The organism is Amaricoccus macauensis (assembly GCF_014201905.1).
Classification (GTDB): Bacteria; Pseudomonadota; Alphaproteobacteria; order Rhodobacterales; family Rhodobacteraceae; genus Amaricoccus; species Amaricoccus macauensis.
Genome location: NZ_JACHFM010000005.1, coordinates 281307 through 300565 on the forward strand (window position 1 = coordinate 281307; position 19259 = coordinate 300565).

Genomic DNA, 19259 nt, shown 5'->3' on the forward strand with positions numbered 1-19259 from the left:
TCCGAGGGAATCCTGCCCATGCCCGTGCTTGACGACGACCGTCTGTTTCCGCTCGACCCCACCGGCCGCAGCATCGCACGCGACCTCTTTGCCGAAGTGCGCGACCTGCCGATCGTCAGTCCGCATGGCCACACCGATCCGCGCTGGTTCGCGGAGAACGAACGCTTCGCCGATCCGGCACGGCTGTTTGTCGTCCCCGATCACTACGTCTTCCGCATGCTGTTCTCGCAGGGCACGCGACTGGAGGACCTCGGCGTGCCCCGGCGGGACGGCGGACCGGTCGAGACCGATCCGCGGGCGATCTGGCGCCGTTTCGCGGCGGGCTATCACCTGCTCGCGGGCACGCCCTCCCGGCTCTGGCTCGATCATGCGTTCGCGACCGTCTTCGGCATCGAGGCGCCGTTCACGCCCGCGACGGCTGACGACTTCTACGATCGGATCGAGGAATGCCTTGGCCAGCCGGACTTCCGGCCGCGCGCGCTCTACGACCGCTTCGGGATCGAGGTGCTGGCCACCACCGATTCCGCGCTCGATGACCTGCGCTGGCACCGGATGATCGCGGGGTCAGGATGGCGCGGCCGGGTGATCCCGACCTATCGCCCGGATGCGGTGGTCGATCCCGACGCGGCAGACTTTCGCGGGAACGTCGAGCGTCTGGGCGAGCTTGCCGGCTGCGACATCGGCACGTGGCAGGGCTATCTCGACGCCCACCGCAGCCGCAGGGCGTTCTTCCGCGAGCATGGCGCGACGGCGAGCGACCACGGACACCCGAGCGCGCGCACCGAGGACCTGCCGCAGTCCGAGGCGGCCGGGCTTTACCAAAGGGTTCTGGCAGGGAGCGCCTCGTCGGAGGAGGCCGACGCCTTCCGCGGGCAGATGCTGACCGAGATGGCCCGCATGAGCCTCGACGACGGGCTTGTGCTCCAGATCCACCCAGGGTCTCAGCGCGGGCACTCCAGCCAGATCAGCGCGGCGTTCGGACCGGACAAGGGCTTCGACATTCCGGGCCGGACCGACTACGTGCGTGCGCTCAGGCCGCTGCTCGAAGCGGTGGGGCTGCAGCCGGAGCTGACGGTGATCCTGTTCACGCTGGACGAGACGACGTTCTCGCGGGAGCTCGCCCCGCTCGCCGGCGTCTACCCCTCGCTGCGGCTCGGGCCGCCGTGGTGGTTCCTCGACAGCCCCGAGGGGATGCGCCGGTTCCGCGAACTCTCGACCGAGACCGCGGGCTTCTACAACACCGTCGGCTTCAACGACGACACGCGGGCCTTCTGCTCGATCCCGGCGCGGCACGATGTCGCCCGCCGCGTCGACTGCGCATGGCTCGCGACGCTGGTGGCGAGCGGGCGGCTCGGCCGGGACGAGGCGCCGGCGCTTGCCGAGGCGCTGACCGTCGGCCTCGCCCGGCAGGCCTACCGTCTTTGATGGATGCGATCATGCCCCCCGACACCCCGGCTCCCGGGCCAGCCGCGCGGATCTCGATCGCCGAGGCGGCCGCACCGCAGATCTACCGGCTGCTGCGCGACCGGATCGTCGCGGTGGACCTCGTTCCCGGTGAGCGGCTGTCCGAAGCCGAAGTGGCGCGGAGCCTTGATGTCAGCCGCCAGCCGGTGCGCGAGGCGTTCATCAAGCTGAGTGAGGACGGGCTCATCGAGATCCGCCCGCAGCGTGGCACCTTCGTGCGGCCGATCTCCCGCAAGGTGGTGATGGATGCGCGGTTCGTGCGGGAGGCGATCGAGGCCGACACGGTGCGCCTCGTCGCCACCGACCCGGATCCCGCGCTCATCGCCTCGCTGCGCCGGCAGATGCAGGAACAGGAGGCATTCGCCGGGCCTGACCCCTTCCGCTTCAAGGAAATGGACGAGCGCTTCCACCTCACTTTCGCCGAGGCGATCGACAAGCCCTATGCCTGGCGCGTGGTGGGGGACGTCAAGCTGCAACTCGACCGGGTGCGCAACCTCAGCCTCCTCAGCTTCCCGCGCGCGCGGGTGATCCAGCAGCATCGCGACATCGTCGATGCCGTGGCCGCGGCCGACCCGGAGGGAGCCGACCGGGCGATGCGGCGCCACCTGCGGGAAATCCTGATCGACCTGCCACGGATCGCCGAGGCGCACCCCGATTACTTCGTCGCCTGAGAGGCGGCCAACCGGATGCGCCCCCGGTGTCGGGGCGGGAGGAGAGATGCGACAGACCTGGCGCTGGTTTGGTCCCGTGGACCACGTCTCGACCGACGACATGCTGCAGGCGGGCGTGGAGGGCGTGGTTTCCGCGCTGCACCACGTGCCGACCGGAGCGGTCTGGTCACCCGCGGAGATCGCGAAGCGGCAGGGCGAGATTGCCCGGCGGCGTGACGGGACGCCCTCCGGGCTGGCATGGGAGGTGGTCGAGAGTCTGCCGGTATCGGAGGACATCAAGCGGCAGACCGGCGACTGGCGCGGCCAGATTGCCGCCTGGCAGCAGAGCCTGCGCCACCTCGCGGCGGCAGGCATCGATGTCGTCTGCTACAATTTCATGCCGGTGCTTGACTGGACGCGCACGGATCTCGCCTGCCGCGTCGCCCATGGCGGCACCTGCATGCGGTTTGATCTCGTCGATTTCGCCGCCTTCGACCTCTTCCTGCTCCGGCGCCCCGGCGCGGCGTCAGACTATTCCGAAGCGTTGCAGGCCGTTGCAACGGCGCGGTTCGCCGGCATGAGCGAGGCCGCACGCACGGCACTGGCCCGCAGCGTCACTTTCGGTCTGCCCGGAGCGGCGGAAACGGTTGGCCTCGGCGATCTGCGCGACCATCTGGCGGCCTATGGCAGGATCAGCCCGGAGCGCCTGCGGCGCCATCTCATTGATTTCCTCGCCGAAGTGGTGCCGGTGGCGGAAGACCTCGGGATCCGCCTCTGCTGCCACCCGGACGACCCGCCGTTCCCGCTGCTCGGCCTGCCGCGGGTGATGTCGACCGAACCAGACCTTGCGGCGATGCTCGCCGCGGTCGACCGTCCGGCGAACGGCGTCACGCTCTGCGCCGGCTCGCTCGGTGCGCGCCCGGACAACGATCTGCCCGGGATGATGGAGCGGCTCGGCGCGCGGGTGCATTTCCTGCACCTGCGCAATGTCACGCGCGAGAGCCCGGACATCCGCGGCTCATTCCACGAGGCCGAGCATCTCGGCGGCGACACCGACATGGTGGCGCTTGTCGCAGCGGTGATCCGCGAGGAGCGGCGGCGCGAGGCAAGCGGACGTCGGGACGCCTCGATCCCCATGCGCCCCGACCACGGGCAGGACATCGTCGACGACCTGGGCCGCGGTGGCCAGCCGGGCTATCCGCTTGTCGGCCGGCTGAAGGGCCTCGCCGAACTGCGCGGCGTGATGGCGGCCACGTCGCGATATCTCTGAGCCTCCCGGCTTCCGGGAGGCCCTCGCTTCAGGCTCGTCAGTACTTCCACCGGGTCAGGTGGTCGAACAGCTTGCGGAACGCCATGAAGATCACCGTGACGTAGACCACGATAAGGCAGGCGATCAGGAACATGCGGTCGAGATAGCCGAACGACTGCGAGTAGACGATGATGTAGCCGAGCCCGGACTGCGCCCCGAGGAATTCGGCGCCCATGACAGCGGCCCAGCCGGTGCCAAGCGCCAGCATCATCGCCGAGCCGAACTCGGGCAGGATCGAGGGCAGGATGACCGAGCGGTAGATATGGCCCTTGCTCGCCCCGAACGTCCGCGCGTTGTCGAGGTAGACCCTGTCCACGTTGGTGACGGCGTTGAGGACGGCCGTGAAGAAGATGACGCCCACGCCGTAGGCGACGAAGACCACGCCGCCGAGGAAGGAAAGTCCGAACCAGAGCTGAAAGAGCGGGATCATCGCGAGCAGCGGCAGTGCGCGGATGAACAGCATCGGGCCGTTGACGATCCGCTGGCCCCACTTCGACCAGGAAGCGACCAGCGCCAGCAAGGTCCCGAGCAGCATCCCGAGCACCATGCCGCAGGCCAGCCGCGCGAAGGTGGCGCCGCTGTGGTAGAGGATCGCGAGCAGCGCGCGGCCGTAGGTCGGCTCGGCGCCTTCCGCGACCGACTGCACCCCGAGGCCTCCCGGCCAGTACAGCGACAGCGACTTCAGCGTCGAGGTGAAGACCACCTGCCAGCCCGGCACCATCGGCACGCCGGGGGCGATCTCGTATCGGAACCGGATCGAGAGGGCCTGCCAGGCGAGCACGAGGCAGGCGAGGGTGACGATCCCGATGATGGTATCGCGCTTGTTCCGGGTCATCGACCTGCCGCCACGAGTTCCGGTGCCCTGGCCCGCGGCCCTTCGAGGCCGAGATGCCGCAGCAGCGTGTGACGGATCTCGACCATGTCCCGGTCGAGCAGCGCATCCGGCGTGCGGGGCCGCGCCGCCCTGACGGCGATATCGTCGACGACCCTGCCGCTGCCCATGACGAGGATGCGGTCGCCAAGGGTGAGCGCCTCGTCCACATCGTGGGTGACGAAAAGGATGGTTCGCGGTGAGGACGTGCCGTCGTCCCAGAGGCCGAGCAGGACATCATGGAGCTGGTGGCGCGTGACGTAGTCGAGCGCCCCGAACGGCTCGTCGAGGAGCAGCACGCCGGAGCCGTTGGCAAAGACGCCGGCGATCGCGACGCGCTTGCGCATACCGCCGGAGAGCTCCTTCGGCCACGACGTCTCGACCATGCCGAGGCCGACGCGGGCAAGGTACTCGCGGGCGATCTCGCGCCGCTCGCGCGCGGGCACTCCCCGGCACTTCAGCCCGTACTCGACGTTGTCGATCACCGACATCCAGGGGAAGACGCTGTCCTGCTGGAAGACGACTCCGCGATCGGCGCCCGGTCCGGTTACCGGGGTGCTTCCGACCAGAACCGTGCCATCGCTCGGCGTGACGAGCCCGGCGCAGATCTGCATGAGCGTGCTCTTGCCGCAGCCGGACGGCCCGACGATGCACACGAACTCGCCGGCCGCGATGGTGAGGCTCACATTGTCGACCGCCCGGAAGTTCGGCTGCCCTGCCCGGCGGTAGATCCGGGAGACCTTGTCGAAGGCGATGCTGTTGCCACGAGTCTGCATGGTGCGGGGGCTCCCTATGCGGTTTCGGTTTCGTCGCGCGTGCGCCACGAGCTGAGGCCCGAGACCAGCCGCGCGGCTGCAAGATCGACGATCATCGCGGTGAGGCCGAGCAGCAGGAGCGCGGCGAAAAGCCCCTCGACGTCCATCGCTGTCGCAATGCTGCGGATGGCCTTTCCGATGCCGCGCTGGTCCCCCAGCAACTCGGCGACCGCTTCGAGGCCCCAGGATCCGGCAAGCGCGATGCGGATGCCGCCAAGGATCTCCGGCAACGTGCCCGGAAGCAGGACATCCCGGACGACCGCCGGCGTGGACGCGCCGAAGGTCCGCGCGGATGCCTCAAAGACCGGGCTGAGGTTGACCGCCGCCCGCTGGGAATAGACGTAGAGCGTGACGCTCACATAGAACGCGACCACGAGGACGGTGCTGAGCCGGCCCGACCCGAACCACATGAGCAGGAACGGCGAGGCGATCAGGATCGGCACGTTGCCCACGGTCAGGGCGATCGGATCAGTCCCGGCCCGCAGCGCCGAAACACGCGCCGAAAACAGCCCGAGAAGAATGCCGACGGCGCTGCCAAAGCCCACCGCGATGAGAACGTTCGAGACCGTGTATGTGAGCGCACTCAGGAAGCTGTGGTCGGCGAGGCCGAAGTAGCGGAAGTTGGGAGCGTAGAAGAAGCTTTCCGCGAGGTAGCGGACCACCTGCACCGGGCTCGGCAGCATCGCCCGCGGGGTGAAGGGCAGGAGCACGAACCACAGTCCGATGAGGATGGCAACGCCGAGCAGGCCGAGCGGATCGAGCCGCATTCTGCCGAATTTCAGCATGTGTACGTCCTTTCGCGCGGGGAAGGCCCCCGGGAAGTTGGAGGAGCGTGCGGGGGGGCACGCTCCTCCATGGACCACCGTGCTCTCAACCTTGAGAGACGGCGGACACCAGGCGATAGGCATCGAGATAGTCGTGCCAGGCATAGAACTGGCGCGCCTTTTCAAGGAGATCCTGCTTGTCCTGCGGGAGCTCGGCGCCTTCGAGCTTGGCAAAGAGCGCGTCGGCCTTCTCGCGGTAGCCCATCATGTCCTGCCAGAGCGCGCCGCCCCAGATGAAGTCGTCGGCCTCGACGCCTTCAGGCAGAATCCGGTTCTTCTCGTATTCGTGGATCAGCGCGTCGTAGATGGGTTTGTAGTTCAGGAGAGAGTTGCCGACGTAGTACTTGGCGTTGTCCTCGAACGTCGTCAGCGGGTGGAAGTTCTCGAACGTCGCGCGCAGGTCATCACCGGTCAGGCTCGTGCCGGCGACGCTGTTGAGGTAAGGCGCCTGAAGGTCGAGAAGGCTCCCGTCCCTGGCGATTTCGTCCGCCGTCCGCCAGACCGCGGACATGAAGCGGAGCACGGTCGTCTGGTTGTTGTTCACGAAGTCGGCGTTCGCCACGTTTCCGACGATCTGGATCGTCGGCAGCAGCGGCGAATCCGGGGTATGCGGGGCATGTTCGATCAAGTCCTCGGTGCTGACGAGCTGGACCCAGCCGTTCTGGAGCAGCGAATAGACGATCGGCGCGCCGCCCGGATGCGCCAGCTTGATCTGATCGGCACGCGCGGCGACGAGGATCTGGGCGTCCTCCATGATATCGAGATCGAAGCTCGAGTCCGCGAGCTTCGCGACGGCGTCCTCGAGGACGCGCTCCACCACCGGCGACGGGGCGTAGAGGGTCTGGCCCCGGGTCTGCTCGATCGTGGCGTGCATCGCGTCGGCGAACGGCATGCCCTCGGCAATGAAGTCCCTGAACGTCTTGAAGCCGAGGCTCGGGTGGGCAAGGATCGAGCCGGAGAGGATCACGTCGGTGAACATGATCTGCTTGATGGCGTCCGACGTGCGGTAGGTCGGCAGGGACATGGGCGGAAACTGCGCGCTGATATCAACATTGTTGTTGATGATCATGGCGTTGGTGTTGTCCTCGGTGAGCGAGATACCCTCGGCCGGGGACAGCTTGATGCCGACGTCGTCGAACCAGCCCTTCTTCATCGCGATGACGTAGAAGGAGTTGTCCGCGTAGGGCTTCAGGCCGAGGCGGATCGTGCTCTCCGGGATCTCGATCCCGGGCTCCGGTGTGCTCGGCACATAGCGGTCGCGGTCGGCCGCGGCACCGGGTAGGGCGGCGGCGACCGCCAGCCCGACGGCGAGAGCAAGAGCGCCCGCGCGATGCAGTCTCCTGTGCGTCATTGCTTGGTACTCCCCTGATGTTTTTTTCTTCAAGCGCCCGTGGGCGTCCGGCCGGTCCCGGCGCAGACGATCTCGGCGATACGTGCCGGAAAGCGGCCGCTCATGCCTTCCAGCGCCGTGTTGGTGAGGACGATCGCGGCGACGTTTCGCTTCGGATCGACCCAGAAGTTGGTGCCGTAGACACCGCCCCAGCCCCACGTGCCGGCGCTCCGGCCGTCGGGTGCATCCTTGCGCAGGACGGAGACGCCGAGACCGAAGCCCGTATCCGGCCGGTTGATCGGGAGACCTGGGATCTGGTCGCGCGTCATCTCGCCGGCCTGCCCCGAGGGGAAGCGGCCTGAGCGGACGGCTTCGAGAAACCGGAGGTAGTCCGAGGCATGGCCGATCATGCCGACGCCGCCCGACTGGTACGCGGCCGTGTCAAAGGCACGCGACGGCGCATAGCTGATCCGCGAGCCGTCCCCACGGTCGAAGAGGCAGGGCTCGGGCATCCGCTTCGCCCGATCGCCCGGTGTCCCGGCATCGGCGTAGGCGGTGACGAGTTCGGCCGGCTCGACCGGATTGAACGCGGTGCGGTTCATCCCGAGCGGGCCGGTCACGGTTTGCGCGATGGCCTCCCGAAGCGGCGTGGCGCACACCGCCTCAAGGACCGCCCCGAGGACGTCGGCGGCAAGCGAATAGCGCCATTCGCTGCCCGGAATTGCATAGAGGTCGACCCCGGCGAGGCGTTCGAGGTTCTCCCGCAGGGTTCCCACGGGAAGGTCGATCCCGTCGGAGACACCGGCGGCGATGTAGGGATGGTCCCGGAACGCCTCACCGAAGCCGTAGGCGAGGCCACCTGTGTGAGTGAGCAGCTGAAAGATCGTGATCGCAAGCTCGCTGCCCCGATAGCGCGGGCGGAACCATGGAAGATAGGTCGCGACCGGGGCGTTGAGGGCGAGGCGTCCCCCGGCAACCAGTTCGAGGATCGCGGCCGAAACGATTGGCTTCGTCATGCTCGCGAGCCGGAACAGCGTGCGCTCGGTCACCGGGCGCTCCCGCTCGCGGTCCGCCCAGCCGGCGAAACGTGCGTAGACCGGGAGGCCATCCACGGCGACGAGCACCGAGGTGCCGACCACCGTCTGACTGCCAACCGCGTCGTTGATGAGCGCGTCAAGCTCGGCGGCGAAGGCCGGGGGCTGGTCGTGCAGGACCGCGGCCGGCGTCATTCCGCGGCCCTTGCCATGAAGGCCCTGCCCGCGAGCCGGCCCTTGCGGGGCCCGGTCAGCGGAAAGGCGAGTTGACCGGCCCTGGAGGTGCGCGTGTCGGCGCTGTTCGGGTTGATGAGCTTGATCTTCACGGGTCACCCTCCCAGTGACAGGTCGGCGTCTTGCCGTTTCGGGAGTTCGGCGGGCGGCAGACGGCGACCGCGCATCATATCGGCAGCCTTCTCGGCGATCATGATCGTCGGAGCATTGGTGTTGCCGCCGGGCACGGTCGGCATGACCGAGGCGTCAACGACGCGCAGCCCCTCGATGCCGCGGACGCGAAGTTCGGTGTCGACCACCGCCATCGGACCTGTGCCCATGCTGCAGGTGCCCACCGGGTGATGCGCCGTCGTCGCAGCCGAGCGGCAGAAGGCGTCGAGCTCCGCGTCCGAGACCGCGCCGGGCCCCGGAACCAGCTCGCGGCTGATCAGGCCGGCCATGGGGTTCGTGGCGTAGATCTCGCGGGTGGCGCGGATGCCCGCGCGCAGCGAGGCGAGGTCGGCGTCCGCATCGAGCAGATTGAGCTGGATCCGGGGCGGCGCCAGCGGATCCGCCGATCTGAGCGTGAGCTGGCCGCGGCTCTCGGGGTGCATGAGTTGCACGACGGCGGCGATCCCCGGAGCACGCGCCGGGCGCACCAGCGGGAACCAGACGCGCTGGTCCTCCAGCGCGGGAACGAAGAGAACCTGGATATCGGGCCGCTCGAGACCGACGCGGGTCCTGAGCATCAACGAACCGCTCAGGGCCTGCGTGCCGAGAACGCCCTTGCCGGTGAGCGCCCAGCGGGCGGCGGCGAGCGCCATCCGGTCGAGCCGCAGCATCCGGTTCAGGCCGACCATGTCGCGCGTCAGGAAGTCCATCCCGAGGCGGGCATGTTCGGAGAGGTTTCGCCCGACCCCCGGCAGATCGAGGCGCGCCCTGATCCCGTGGCCGAGGAGATCATCGGCCGGCCCGACCCCCGAGAGGAGCAGAAGCTGCGCGGAATTGTAGGTACCGCCGCACAACACCACCTCGCGCGCGGCCCGCACCTCCTCGACCTGTCCCTGCCGCAGGCAACGCACGCCGACGGCTCTCCGCCCCTCGAACAGGATCTCGCTCGCCTGCGCCCTGACCCGGACGGAGAGGTTGGGGCGATGACGGACCGGGTTGAGGAACGCCTGTGAGGTGCTCGCCCGGCGCCCGCGAGACACGGTGAGTTCGATCCGGTTGACGCCCTCGGGATGCTCGGCGTTGATGTCTTCGGAATAGGGGTGGCCCGCCGCCATCGCCGTCTCGACGAGCTCCTCGTAGAGCTGGCCTTCTGTGTCGACCGGCACCACCTCGATCGGGCCGGAGCCGCCGTAGTAGAAGCTTTCGCCCCGCCAGTGCCGCTGCGAGCGCTTGAAGTAGGGGAGGACGTCGGCGTAGCTCCATCCGTCGAGGCCGAGCTGACGCCACTCGTCGAAGTCTCGCGGATGGCCACGGACGTACACCGTGCCGTTGATGGTGGAACTGCCGCCGAGAACGCGGCCCCGCGGCAGGAAGACCCGGCGGCCGCAGAGCGTCGGATCGGGATCGGAGTGGTAGCTCCAGTTGGAGCTCTCGCGATACCGGACGATCGCGTAGCCGAGGGGGCTTTTGTGGTAGGGATGACTGTCGTTGCCGCCCGCTTCCAGCAGGAGGACGCGGACATGCGGGTCCTCCGTCAGCCGCGCCGCCAGAACGCAGCCGGCCGACCCACCCCCGACGATGACGTAGTCGAACTCCCGGTCCACTTCGTGCGCCACCGTGCTGCCTGCATATTCTGTATGTAGTATGTCGTTCCGTATATAGTCGGACTGCCTAAGTCAAGCGCTCTCTGGCCCACAAGCGCCGCGGCTCGCGCACGTCCCGCCAGATGCCCGAAAGTCGGTCACTCGTGATCAATGAAGGTGACAGGCACCTGTCCGCGCCCTGACAAATCATGCGCTCTCTCCCCGGTAGGCGAGTCGGTGGAGGCCAGCCGTCAGGACCTCGATTCCCGCGACGATGTCATCAAGGGAGGAGTATTCCTCCGGCGTGTGACTGCGCCCGTCCTTGCTGCGCACGAAGACCATGGCCGTCCGGGCGATCTGGGCCATCTGCTGGGTGTCGTGCGCCGCGCCGCTCGCCATGACGAGGTGGGGCACCCCCTGGATTGCCGCGGCGGTCGTCAGAGCCTCGACGATCGCCGGGTCCGACGGGCTCGGCTCGAACTGGATCAGGGTTCGCCAGCGGATGGCGAGATCACGCCGGGCGGCGACTTCCAGCATGTGGGCTTCGTGCGTCCGGCAGAGACGGTGGAACGAGTCCGGATCCGGGTGACGGGCGTCCACCGTGAAGGTGACGCGCTCCGGAATGACCGCCGTGCCGTTGGGTGACACGGCGACCCTTCCGACCGTGCTGACAGCGGGACGTCCCCAGCGGTGAGCAGTATCAATCAGGCCTGAGGCGATTTCAGCGAAACCAGCCATCGGATCACGGCGCAGATCCATCGGGAAGGCGCCCGCGTGGTTTTGAGTTCCCTCAAGGACGACCTGATAATGCCGGATGCCGGTGATCGCCTTGACGATGGCCACGGGGAAGCCGGCTTGCTCCAGGATCGGCCCCTGCTCGATGTGCAGCTCGACAAATGCGTCAATGTCGTCGCGACGGGCCTCGAGGATCCGCGCGGGGTCGAGACCGACGGCCCGCATGGCGTCACCGATCGCGATGTCGTCGAAATCCCGGACGGAGACGAGGTCATCCTCGGCTATCCGGCCGGTTATGGCGCGGGACCCCCAGAGGCCGGCGGCGGGGAACCGGCTCGATTCCTCCTCGCAGAGTGCCACCGCCTCGACCGGCACCCGCGGCGTCCCGGCCTGCTCCTTCAGCGTGCGGATCGCCACGAGCGCCGCCACCGCGCCGAGCGTGCCATCGAAGCGCCCTCCCGGCGTCTGGCTGTCGATGTGCGAGCCGGAGACCACACAGGGCCCGTCCGTCGCACCCTCCAACCTCGCCCAGACGTTGCCGACCGCATCCCGGCGCGCGGCAAACCCCGCGTCCTCGACCCAGCGCGCATAGGCATCGGTCGCCTCGACCCACGCGGGCGAATAGACCGTGCGGGTGATGCCGGTCCCGCCGTCAGAGCCGTATCGGGAGAGATCGTCCATGATCCGCACGACGAGGCTGCGGTCGATCTCGAACTTCGTCACGGCCGTGCTCCGACTGGTCCCGCTGCCGGCGGTCGCGGGGAGAAGCCCTCGAAGCTGCCGGTGTAGGTCTTGGACGGGGGAAAGGCATAGGACTGGCGCTTGCTGGTCGCGAGACCGAGCGTCACCAGCGTCTCCACCGTCTTCACAGCGGCGGCGACGCCGTCGATGACCGGGACGCCAACCTCGCGTCCGATCATGTCGGCGTAGGCCCCAAGCCCACCCGAGCCCAGCACGATGCATTCCGCCCGATCCTCGACGACCGCGGCGCGGCACGTCTCGATCAGCGCGCGGCACCCCTCGCCATCGAAGTCGAGAAGCGGGATGCCGACCATGCGGATCGACCGGCACCGCTCGCCCATCGCGTTCGCGGCAACGACACGGTCAAGCATCGGGCGGACCCGCTCGACCATGGAAATGATCGTGAACGAGGCACCGAGGAACCCCGCGATCTGCATGGCGGCCTCGGCGATGCCGACGACGGGCCGCGTCGTGAGCTCCCGCGCCGCCGCGAGGCCCGGATCGCCGAAACATGCGATCACATACCCGTCGCAGCCCTCCGCGTCGCCGTTCCGAACCTCGTCTAGGACGCCGATCGCCGCGAACGCTTCGTCATAGAAGCCCTCGATCGCCGGCGGCCCGAACTGTGGCGAGGCGGCGACGATCGCGGTCCCGGGGGAAACGATGTCGGCCGCGATCCGCGCCATGGCCTCGGTCACGGTGTGGGTGGTGTTGGGATTGATGATCTTGATCTTCACGTGCGCCTCACTGCGAGTCGTCAGCCCTTCGGTCGCTGACAGGACGTGGGAACCGGGGCCGCCGGTGCGTTTCGAATGCGGAGCAACTGTTTGGTCTGGCGGCGGATGCGATCAGGATGCGGCCGGATGAGAGCCGCCGGCGCTGCGGGAGAGGCTTGTTCGCCTCCCCCGGGGCAATGCTACCATGTTACGGCAGTGTACTTTGGCTCAATGTACTCAAGGATGCCGTGGTGCCCGCCTTCCCGGCCGAGGCCACTGGCCTTCATGCCGCCGAACGGCGCCGCCGGATCGGAAACGACGCCACGGTTCAGCCCGACCATGCCGGTCTGCAGCCGCGCCGAGACCCGAAGCCCGCGGGCCAGATCGCCGGTGTAGAGATAGGAGATCAGGCCGTACTCGGTATCGTTCGCCCGCTCGATCGCCTCGTCTTCCGTCGTGAACGATGCGATCGGAGCGACGGGAGCGAAGATCTCCTCGCGCATGACCCGGGCGTGCGCCGGGACGTTCGCAAGCACCGTGGGGGCATAGAAATAGCCCGGCCGGTCGAGCGCCTTGCCGCCGGTCAGGACCGTGGCTCCGACCGCGACGGCATCGCGCACGAGGCGCTCGGTATTCGCCACCGCTGCCCGGTTGATGAGCGGGCCACACTGCGTCGCCGCGAGCCCGCCGTCGTCCACCCTGAGGGCGCCCATCCGCGCGGCGAGGCCATCGACGAAGCGCTCATAGAGCGTTTCATGCACGTAGAAGCGGTTGGCGGCGGTGCAGGCCTCGCCGCCGTTGCGCATCTTCGCCACCATCGCCCCGTCGAGGGCTGCATTGAGGTCGGCGTCCTCGAAGACGATGAAGGGTGCATTGCCGCCGAGTTCCATCGAGCAGCTCACGACCTGTTCGGCCGCCTCGCGGAGCAGGATGCGACCGACCTCGGTCGAGCCGGTGAACGAGAGCTTGCGCACCCGCGGATCCCGCAGGATCGCCGAGGTGAGCTTGCCGGCGCTCCGGGTGGTCACGACATTGACGACCCCCGGCGGCACGCCCGCCTCCGCGAGGATCTCCGCCAGAACCAGCGCGGTCAGCGGCGTCTCCGTCGCGGGCTTCAGGATGCAGGTGCAGCCCGCGGCGAGCGCCGGGCCGATCTTGCGGGTCGCCATCGCGGCCGGGAAATTCCAGGGCGTGACGAGCAGCGCGATGCCGATCGGCTCGTGACGGACCATGATGTTGTAGGCACCAGACGGCGCCGGGCCGAGTTCGCCGGCGAGCCGCATCGCTTCCTCCGCGTACCAGCGGAAGAATTCGGCGGCGTAAGCAACCTCGCCGCGCGCGTCGGCGAGCGCCTTGCCGTTCTCCCGCGAGATGAGCGCCGCCACGCTCTCCGCGCGGGCCGTCATGATCTCATAGGCGCGCCGCAGGATCTCGCCGCGCACCCGGGGCGCAGTCGCCGCCCAGCCGGCCGCAGCGGCAGCGGCGGCATCCACCGCGGCGATTCCGTCGGCGACCGATGCATTCGCGACGGAGGCGATCACCGTCTCGGTGGACGGATCGATCACTTCGATATCGTCGCCGCCGCGACCGTCGCACCACGCGCCGCCGATCCAGAGGCGGCCCGGCAACGTCTCCGCCGCGCTCTGGGATGTCTGGATGTTCATGAGTGTCGTTCCATGTGTCTCGGTTCTGTCGGAGAAGGCAGGGTCCGCGCTCCGGCGCCCGACCCTCAGTGCGCCAGTGCTGCCCGGTCGCCGCGGCAGGCGGCGCGCAGGATCGCCGCCATGTCCCCGACCTCGATCGGCACCGGGTTGTTCGCAACGAGCCGTGCCGCGGTCATCGCCTGCTCCGCGGCCCAGTCGATCTTCTCTTCCGCAAAGCCGAGTTCGCCGAGGGTCATCGGGATCCCCACGTCCCGGAACAGGCCCTCGACCGCGTCGATCGCCGCCACGGCATCGGCCTCCGGGTCGTCGCTCGCGGTGCAGCCCATGGCCTCGCCGATCTGGCGGAATTCCGGGATGCAGGCGCGCAGGTTGAACTGCATGACGTAGGGCATCAGCGCGGCGACGCCGACGCCGTGCGGCGTGTGGGTCAACGCGCCGATCGGATACTGCAGGGCGTGCGCGGCCGCGTTGCCGGCATTCGCGAAGGCCTGCCCCGCCAGCAGCGCGCCAGCCATCAGGCGCGATCTGAGCTCGATATCCGATCCGTTTTTCAGCGCCGCCGGCAGCGCTCCCGAAATCAGGCGCACGGCCTCGAGCGCCAGATTGTCACTCAGGAAGTTCTTGCCGACGAACACCCGGTCGAGCGGCAGGCCCGGCGTCAAAGGCCGGCGGATCGTCGTGAATGACTCGATCGCATGCGTCAGCGCATCCGCGCCGGTCACCGCGGTCAGCGAGACCGGGCAGGTCACGGTGAGCTCCGGATCGCAGATCGCCACCGCCGGGATGAGGTGAGGATCGGAGACACCGACCTTCAACGGCTTGTCGGGATCGGAGAGCACCGCCACCGGCGTCACCTCTGACCCCGTTCCGGCCGTCGTCGGCAGCGCGATCACCGGCAACACCGGCCCCGGTACCCTGAACTCACCGTAGTAGTCCTGCTGCCGGCCGCCGTGGGTGTGCAGGAGTGCCGCGACCTTGCCAAGGTCGAGGCAGCTTCCGCCACCGATCGCAACGATGCTGTCGGGCTCGGTCTCCCCCGCCTTCGCCACGGCCGCCTCCACCGACGTGACCGGCACGTCGGGCAGCACCTGGTCAAAGACGCTGACCGTGATCCCGTTCGCAGTCATGTCATTCACCAGCGCGGCGAAGACCGGATCCGCGGCGAGGCGCTCGTCGGTGCAGACGAGGACCCGTTGCCCGAATCTTGCCGCCACCCGCCCCAGCATCATGCGCTGGCCGCATCCGAAATAGACCGCGGCGGGACTCCGAAACGTTCCGAACATTCAGCTCTCCTGGAATTCGTCTGCCGCGAGGCCACGCAGGGCAGCCCAGATCTCGTCGGGCAGCTCGATGCCCTCGACGAGCGCCCCTGCCTTGCGCATACGCCCGCGATCGCCGGGAACGGCGACCGCGGTTCCCTCGTCGATCGGCGGGCAGCGGCGGATTTCGTCGAGGTATGCGGAGATCGGCGCCACCATCCCGTCATCAGGCTGGATCACCATGATGACGTCGCCCTTGGTCGAGGGCTTCGTCGAGTCGAGCGTCCCGGTCACGTCGGTGCCAAGCGCCGATCCGGTGAGACCGGCCACCAGCAATTCGAACCCGAGCGCGAGGCCGTAGCCCTTGGCGCCGCCGAAAGGGGTTATGGCGCCTTCGCGCGCCCGCCGGGCGTCGGTCGTGGGAGTCCCGTCGGCATCCAGCGCCCACCCGGGCTCCAACGCCTTGCCCCGATTTGCGTAGTCGTGGACCTTGCCCATCGAGACCACGCCGGTCGCCATGTCGAGGACGAAGGGATGCGGCTCGGCAGGTACGCCGATCGCCACCGGGTTCGTCCCGATCAGCGCGCGTCGCCCGCCCCACGGATGCACCAGCGCTTCGCTCGTCGTGACGACGACGGCGATCTGACCGGCGGAGGCGATGCGTTCGGCATACCAGCCGATGGCGCCGAGATGGCCGGCATGACGGATCGCGGCGAGCGCGATTCCGGTTTCGCGCGCCCGCTCGGACACGTGCGAAATCGCCTCGCATGCGACCACGGGACCGAGACCACCGCCGCCGTCCACCTCCCAGACCGCGGGGGAGCGCCAGCGCCCGGAGCCGCGCGCCGCGGGATCGGTGACGCCGTTGCGGATGCGCTCGACGAGACGCGGCAGGCGCAGCAGCCCGTGCGAGGCGACACCCCGAAGCTCCGCCTCGATCAGCGCGGCGACCTGAATATCGGCAAGCTCCGGCGGCGTCCCCGCATTGATCAGCGCGTGACGCGCCACCTGGCGGGCTTCCGCTACCTCGACGCGCATTCCATCCCCCTCTCTGCAAAGCTCCGGGTGCTGGTCATCGAGAGATCGTCGACGCTCTCCGGGCCGAGTTCGGCGGGCGGCAGTCGATTGCCGCGGATCATGTCCGCGGCCTTCTCGGCGATCATGATCGTCGGAGCGTTGGTATTGCCGCCGGGCACGGTGGGCATGATGGACGCATCGGCGATCCTGAGCCCCTTCAGCCCACGCACCCGCAGGCTGGCATCGACCACTGCCATCTCGCCGGTCCCCATGCTGCAGGTGCCCACGGGGTGGTGCGCGATATGCCCGGTCTGCCGGCAGAACGCGTTGAGCTCGGCATCCGTGCGCACCGAGGGGCCGGGAGATGACTCGTGGTCGATGAATTCGGCGAGCGGGCTCGCGGCATAGATCTCCCGCGTGAGGCGCACCCCCTCGCGCAACACCGCGAGGTCATTGTCAGTGGCTAGAAGATTGAGCTGGACCCGCGGCGGTACGGTCGGATCGGCGGCCCGAAGCGTCACATACCCACGGCTCTCCGGGTGCATGATCACGACACCGGCCGAGAGCCCCGGCGGATGCGGAGGCCGAAGCCCCGGGATCCAGACCCGCTGGTTCTCCAGCGCGGAGACGAAGAGCACCTGCAGATCGGGGCGTTCGAGGCCGGGACGAGTTCGCGCCATCAGCGACCCGCTCAGCGCCTGCGTGCCGAACGGGCCCTTGCCGGTCGCGAGCCACTGCACGACGGAAAGCGCCACCCGATCCGCCCGGAGGAACGCGTTCATCCCGGCCAGCCCGCGGGTCCGGTACTCCATCGTCACCCGGCCATGCTCGGAGAGGTTCTTCCCCACGCCCGGCAGATGGTGCCGCACGTTGATGCCAAGAGGCTTCAGTTCGTCGGCCGGCCCGATGCCCGACAGCAGCAGGAGTTGCGCGGAGTTGTAGGTCCCTCCCGACAGGATGACCTCGCGCGTCGCACGGATCTCGTGCACCCGCCCGTCACGCAGGTACCGCACCCCGACGGCGCGGTCGCCCTCGAAGATGATCTCGCTCGCAAGCGCCCGCAGGATCACCGAGAGATTTCGCCGGTGGCTGACCGGATGCAGGAACGCCCGCGACGTGCTCGCCCGCCGGCCTTGCCCCACGGTAAGCTCGATCCGGTTCACGCCTTCCGGGTTCGCGGCGTTGATATCCTCGGAAAACGGATGCCCGGCCGCCGACGCTGCCGCGACGAGTTCGTCAAAGAGCTGGCCACGGGTATCGACCGGCTCAACCGACAACGGCCCGGTCGTCCCGTGGTACATGTCGGCCTCGCCGCGCCAGTGCCGCTGCGAGCGGTTGAAATAGGGCAGGACGTCCGCGTAGCTCCACCCCTCCAGCCCCATCTGGCGCCACTCGTCGAAGTCGCGGGGGTGGCCCCGGACGTACATCGTGCCGTTGATGCTCGAACTGCCGCCGAGCACCCTGCCGCGCGGCAGAAAGATCCGCCGGCCGTCAAGCGTCGGATCCGGCTCCGAGTGGTAGTTCCAGTTGAAGTTCCTGCGATAGCGCACGAGCGGGAACGCCAGCGGGCTTCTCAGGAAGGGATGCCGGTCGGCGCCGCCGGCCTCGAGAAGCGCGACAGAGACGTCCGGGTCCTCGCTGAGGCGGGAAGCGAGGACGCAGCCGGCCGAGCCACCCCCTACGACGATATAATCGCAAGTCCGCACGGCAGCGTTGCTCCCCGCTCTCCATCGTCCTATATCCAGTACACCTTACTACACACAAAACGGAGCGAGGCGTCAAGGGGCTGAGATTGCGGCATTGCCTTCCTCGGCATGCAGCGAGTAGCTCTAGGCCCGAAGAGGAGAACCACGTGACGAAAGCAATCCCGCCTGAGGTGAAAGGGGACAAGGAGATCGCTTCGAGGAGCACCGAGTCCCTGCATCGCGACGGCGACCATTGGCTTCTGACCGGCCCGAATAGTCCCGCTGTTCAGCGGGACCGGCTGGGACTCGTCCCCGCTCTTGAAAATGCGATCGCAATTATTGAGGCGCTTAACAGCGCTTCACCGCAAGTCGCCTCCTTGGCGGACCTGTCGGTTGCCCTGAAGATCTCGCGAAGTCATTGCCATTCGATCCTGAAGACCCTGACAGGTTACGGCTGGCTTCGCTTTGACGAGCGCACCAAGGTCTATCAGCTGGATATCGGCATTCTCGCCAGCATCTCGTCGATCTTCCGCTCTGGCCAGCTTGAAACGGTGCGGATCGTCATGAACGAGCTGGTACACCGGCTGAACCTGCCCCTCGTGATCAGCAAGCCGCAGTCCGACCTCAGCTATCTTCTTGTGGACAAGTTCAACGTCTCCCACGGTCTCGAAGTCGGCCATCCCATTGGATACCGCTATCCGCGCGATGCCGTCGGCCAGATGCGCGCCTTTCTCGCCTGGCAGCCGCCCAACATCATCGACGCCTGGCTCGATAGCTGGGAGCCAGTCCGTTACACCAGACGCACGAAGACAACCCGCTCCGAAGTCCTCGCCGAGCTTCAGAAGAGCCGCGAACGCGGCTACGTGCGAAGCGATGAGGAATTCGCCGAGGGCCTTCTGGCATTCTGCCTGCCGATATTCGACCACGAATCGAATGTCGCATTCATCGTCAGTTGCACCACCGTCAAGGAGGCGCTGCTGAAACGGGAGGCGAGCATCTCGTCGGATATCTTCCACGCGGTGAAGCGGATTCATGACCAGACGGGCGCACGGCCCCCTTACGGCTTTCCGACCGCCCTTCCGCACGCCACCTGACAGACCGCCGACGTCTCAGCCGCACCCGGGGAGACGCCCTCGACACCCTTGAAGTCCGGAACCTGAACCGGCTTTCCGGCCCCG

17 protein-coding genes are annotated in these 19259 nt (G+C 68.1%); 4 read left to right on the forward strand and 13 right to left on the reverse strand.

The annotated features are described in order from the left end of the window. Window positions 1–18 precede the first annotated feature (18 nt). From uxaC to uxuA, 3 genes are read left to right on the forward strand one after another with little or no spacing between them, the layout of a single operon-like run. Window positions 19–1425, forward strand: coding sequence for a glucuronate isomerase (uxaC, locus tag HNP73_RS20565; RefSeq protein ID WP_184154592.1), 1407 nt, complete (start codon window positions 19–21; stop codon window positions 1423–1425). An 11-nt stretch (window positions 1426–1436) separates the two neighbouring features. Beyond that, entirely contained in the window at window positions 1437–2135 is a 699-nt protein-coding gene (locus HNP73_RS20570; RefSeq protein ID WP_184154595.1) for a GntR family transcriptional regulator, read from the forward strand. Between the two features lie 46 nt (window positions 2136–2181). Then, on the forward strand, window positions 2182–3384 hold the full coding sequence (gene uxuA / locus HNP73_RS20575) for a mannonate dehydratase (protein WP_184154598.1): 1203 nt from the start codon (window positions 2182–2184) through the stop codon (window positions 3382–3384). 37 nt (window positions 3385–3421) lie between these two features. Here the strand turns inward: uxuA and HNP73_RS20580 are convergent, their stop codons facing one another. From HNP73_RS20580 to HNP73_RS20635, 13 genes are all read right to left on the reverse strand, one after another. Then, complete coding sequence (locus HNP73_RS20580; protein WP_184154601.1) at window positions 3422–4258, reverse strand: ABC transporter permease; 837 nt, start codon at window positions 4256–4258, stop codon at window positions 3422–3424. Then, window positions 4255–5070 (reverse strand): ABC transporter ATP-binding protein, encoded by an 816-nt coding sequence (locus HNP73_RS20585; RefSeq protein WP_184154603.1) that lies wholly within the window; start codon window positions 5068–5070, stop codon window positions 4255–4257. Before HNP73_RS20585 ends, HNP73_RS20580 begins: the two co-directional genes overlap by 4 nt. A gap of 14 nt (window positions 5071–5084) precedes the next feature. Beyond that, entirely contained in the window at window positions 5085–5894 is an 810-nt protein-coding gene (locus tag HNP73_RS20590) for an ABC transporter permease (RefSeq protein ID WP_184154606.1), read from the reverse strand. Window positions 5895–5979: 85 nt separating this feature from the next. Beyond that, window positions 5980–7284 (reverse strand): substrate-binding domain-containing protein, encoded by a 1305-nt coding sequence (locus tag HNP73_RS20595; protein WP_184154609.1) that lies wholly within the window; start codon window positions 7282–7284, stop codon window positions 5980–5982. 29 nt (window positions 7285–7313) lie between these two features. After that, entirely contained in the window at window positions 7314–8492 is a 1179-nt protein-coding gene (locus HNP73_RS20600; protein ID WP_184154612.1) for a serine hydrolase domain-containing protein, read from the reverse strand. Further along, window positions 8489–8623, reverse strand: a complete 135-nt coding sequence (locus HNP73_RS23755; RefSeq protein ID WP_281379300.1) for a hypothetical protein — start codon at window positions 8621–8623, stop codon at window positions 8489–8491. The genes HNP73_RS20600 and HNP73_RS23755 overlap by 4 nt, the downstream gene beginning before the upstream one ends. Before the next feature lie 3 nt (window positions 8624–8626). Further along, window positions 8627–10297, reverse strand: a complete 1671-nt coding sequence (locus HNP73_RS23985; protein WP_221288906.1) for a GMC family oxidoreductase N-terminal domain-containing protein — start codon at window positions 10295–10297, stop codon at window positions 8627–8629. Between the two features lie 174 nt (window positions 10298–10471). Continuing rightward, the gene (locus tag HNP73_RS20610; protein ID WP_221288909.1) at window positions 10472–11722 is read right to left on the reverse strand and encodes a Zn-dependent hydrolase; all 1251 of its coding nucleotides are present in this window, start codon (window positions 11720–11722) and stop codon (window positions 10472–10474) included. Then, a complete protein-coding gene (locus tag HNP73_RS20615; RefSeq protein ID WP_184154615.1) occupies window positions 11719–12477 on the reverse strand; it encodes an aspartate/glutamate racemase family protein in 759 nt (252 codons plus the stop codon). The genes HNP73_RS20610 and HNP73_RS20615 overlap by 4 nt, the downstream gene beginning before the upstream one ends. 179 nt (window positions 12478–12656) lie before the next feature. After that, window positions 12657–14120, reverse strand: a complete 1464-nt coding sequence (locus HNP73_RS20620) for an NAD-dependent succinate-semialdehyde dehydrogenase (protein ID WP_184154618.1) — start codon at window positions 14118–14120, stop codon at window positions 12657–12659. A 65-nt stretch (window positions 14121–14185) separates the two neighbouring features. Continuing rightward, window positions 14186–15403, reverse strand: coding sequence for an iron-containing alcohol dehydrogenase (locus tag HNP73_RS20625; RefSeq protein ID WP_184154621.1), 1218 nt, complete (start codon window positions 15401–15403; stop codon window positions 14186–14188). Next, window positions 15404–16417 carry an Ldh family oxidoreductase gene (locus HNP73_RS20630; protein ID WP_184154624.1) on the reverse strand — a complete coding sequence of 338 codons (1014 nt, stop codon included), beginning with the start codon at window positions 16415–16417 and terminating at the stop codon, window positions 15404–15406. Continuing rightward, window positions 16402–18102, reverse strand: a complete 1701-nt coding sequence (locus tag HNP73_RS20635) for a GMC family oxidoreductase N-terminal domain-containing protein (protein ID WP_184154627.1) — start codon at window positions 18100–18102, stop codon at window positions 16402–16404. Before HNP73_RS20635 ends, HNP73_RS20630 begins: the two co-directional genes overlap by 16 nt. Before the next feature lie 146 nt (window positions 18103–18248). Here HNP73_RS20635 and HNP73_RS20640 point away from each other — a divergent pair, with 146 nt between their 5' ends. Then, window positions 18249–19175, forward strand: coding sequence for an IclR family transcriptional regulator domain-containing protein (locus HNP73_RS20640; protein ID WP_184154629.1), 927 nt, complete (start codon window positions 18249–18251; stop codon window positions 19173–19175). The last annotated feature ends 84 nt before the right edge of the window (window positions 19176–19259 follow it).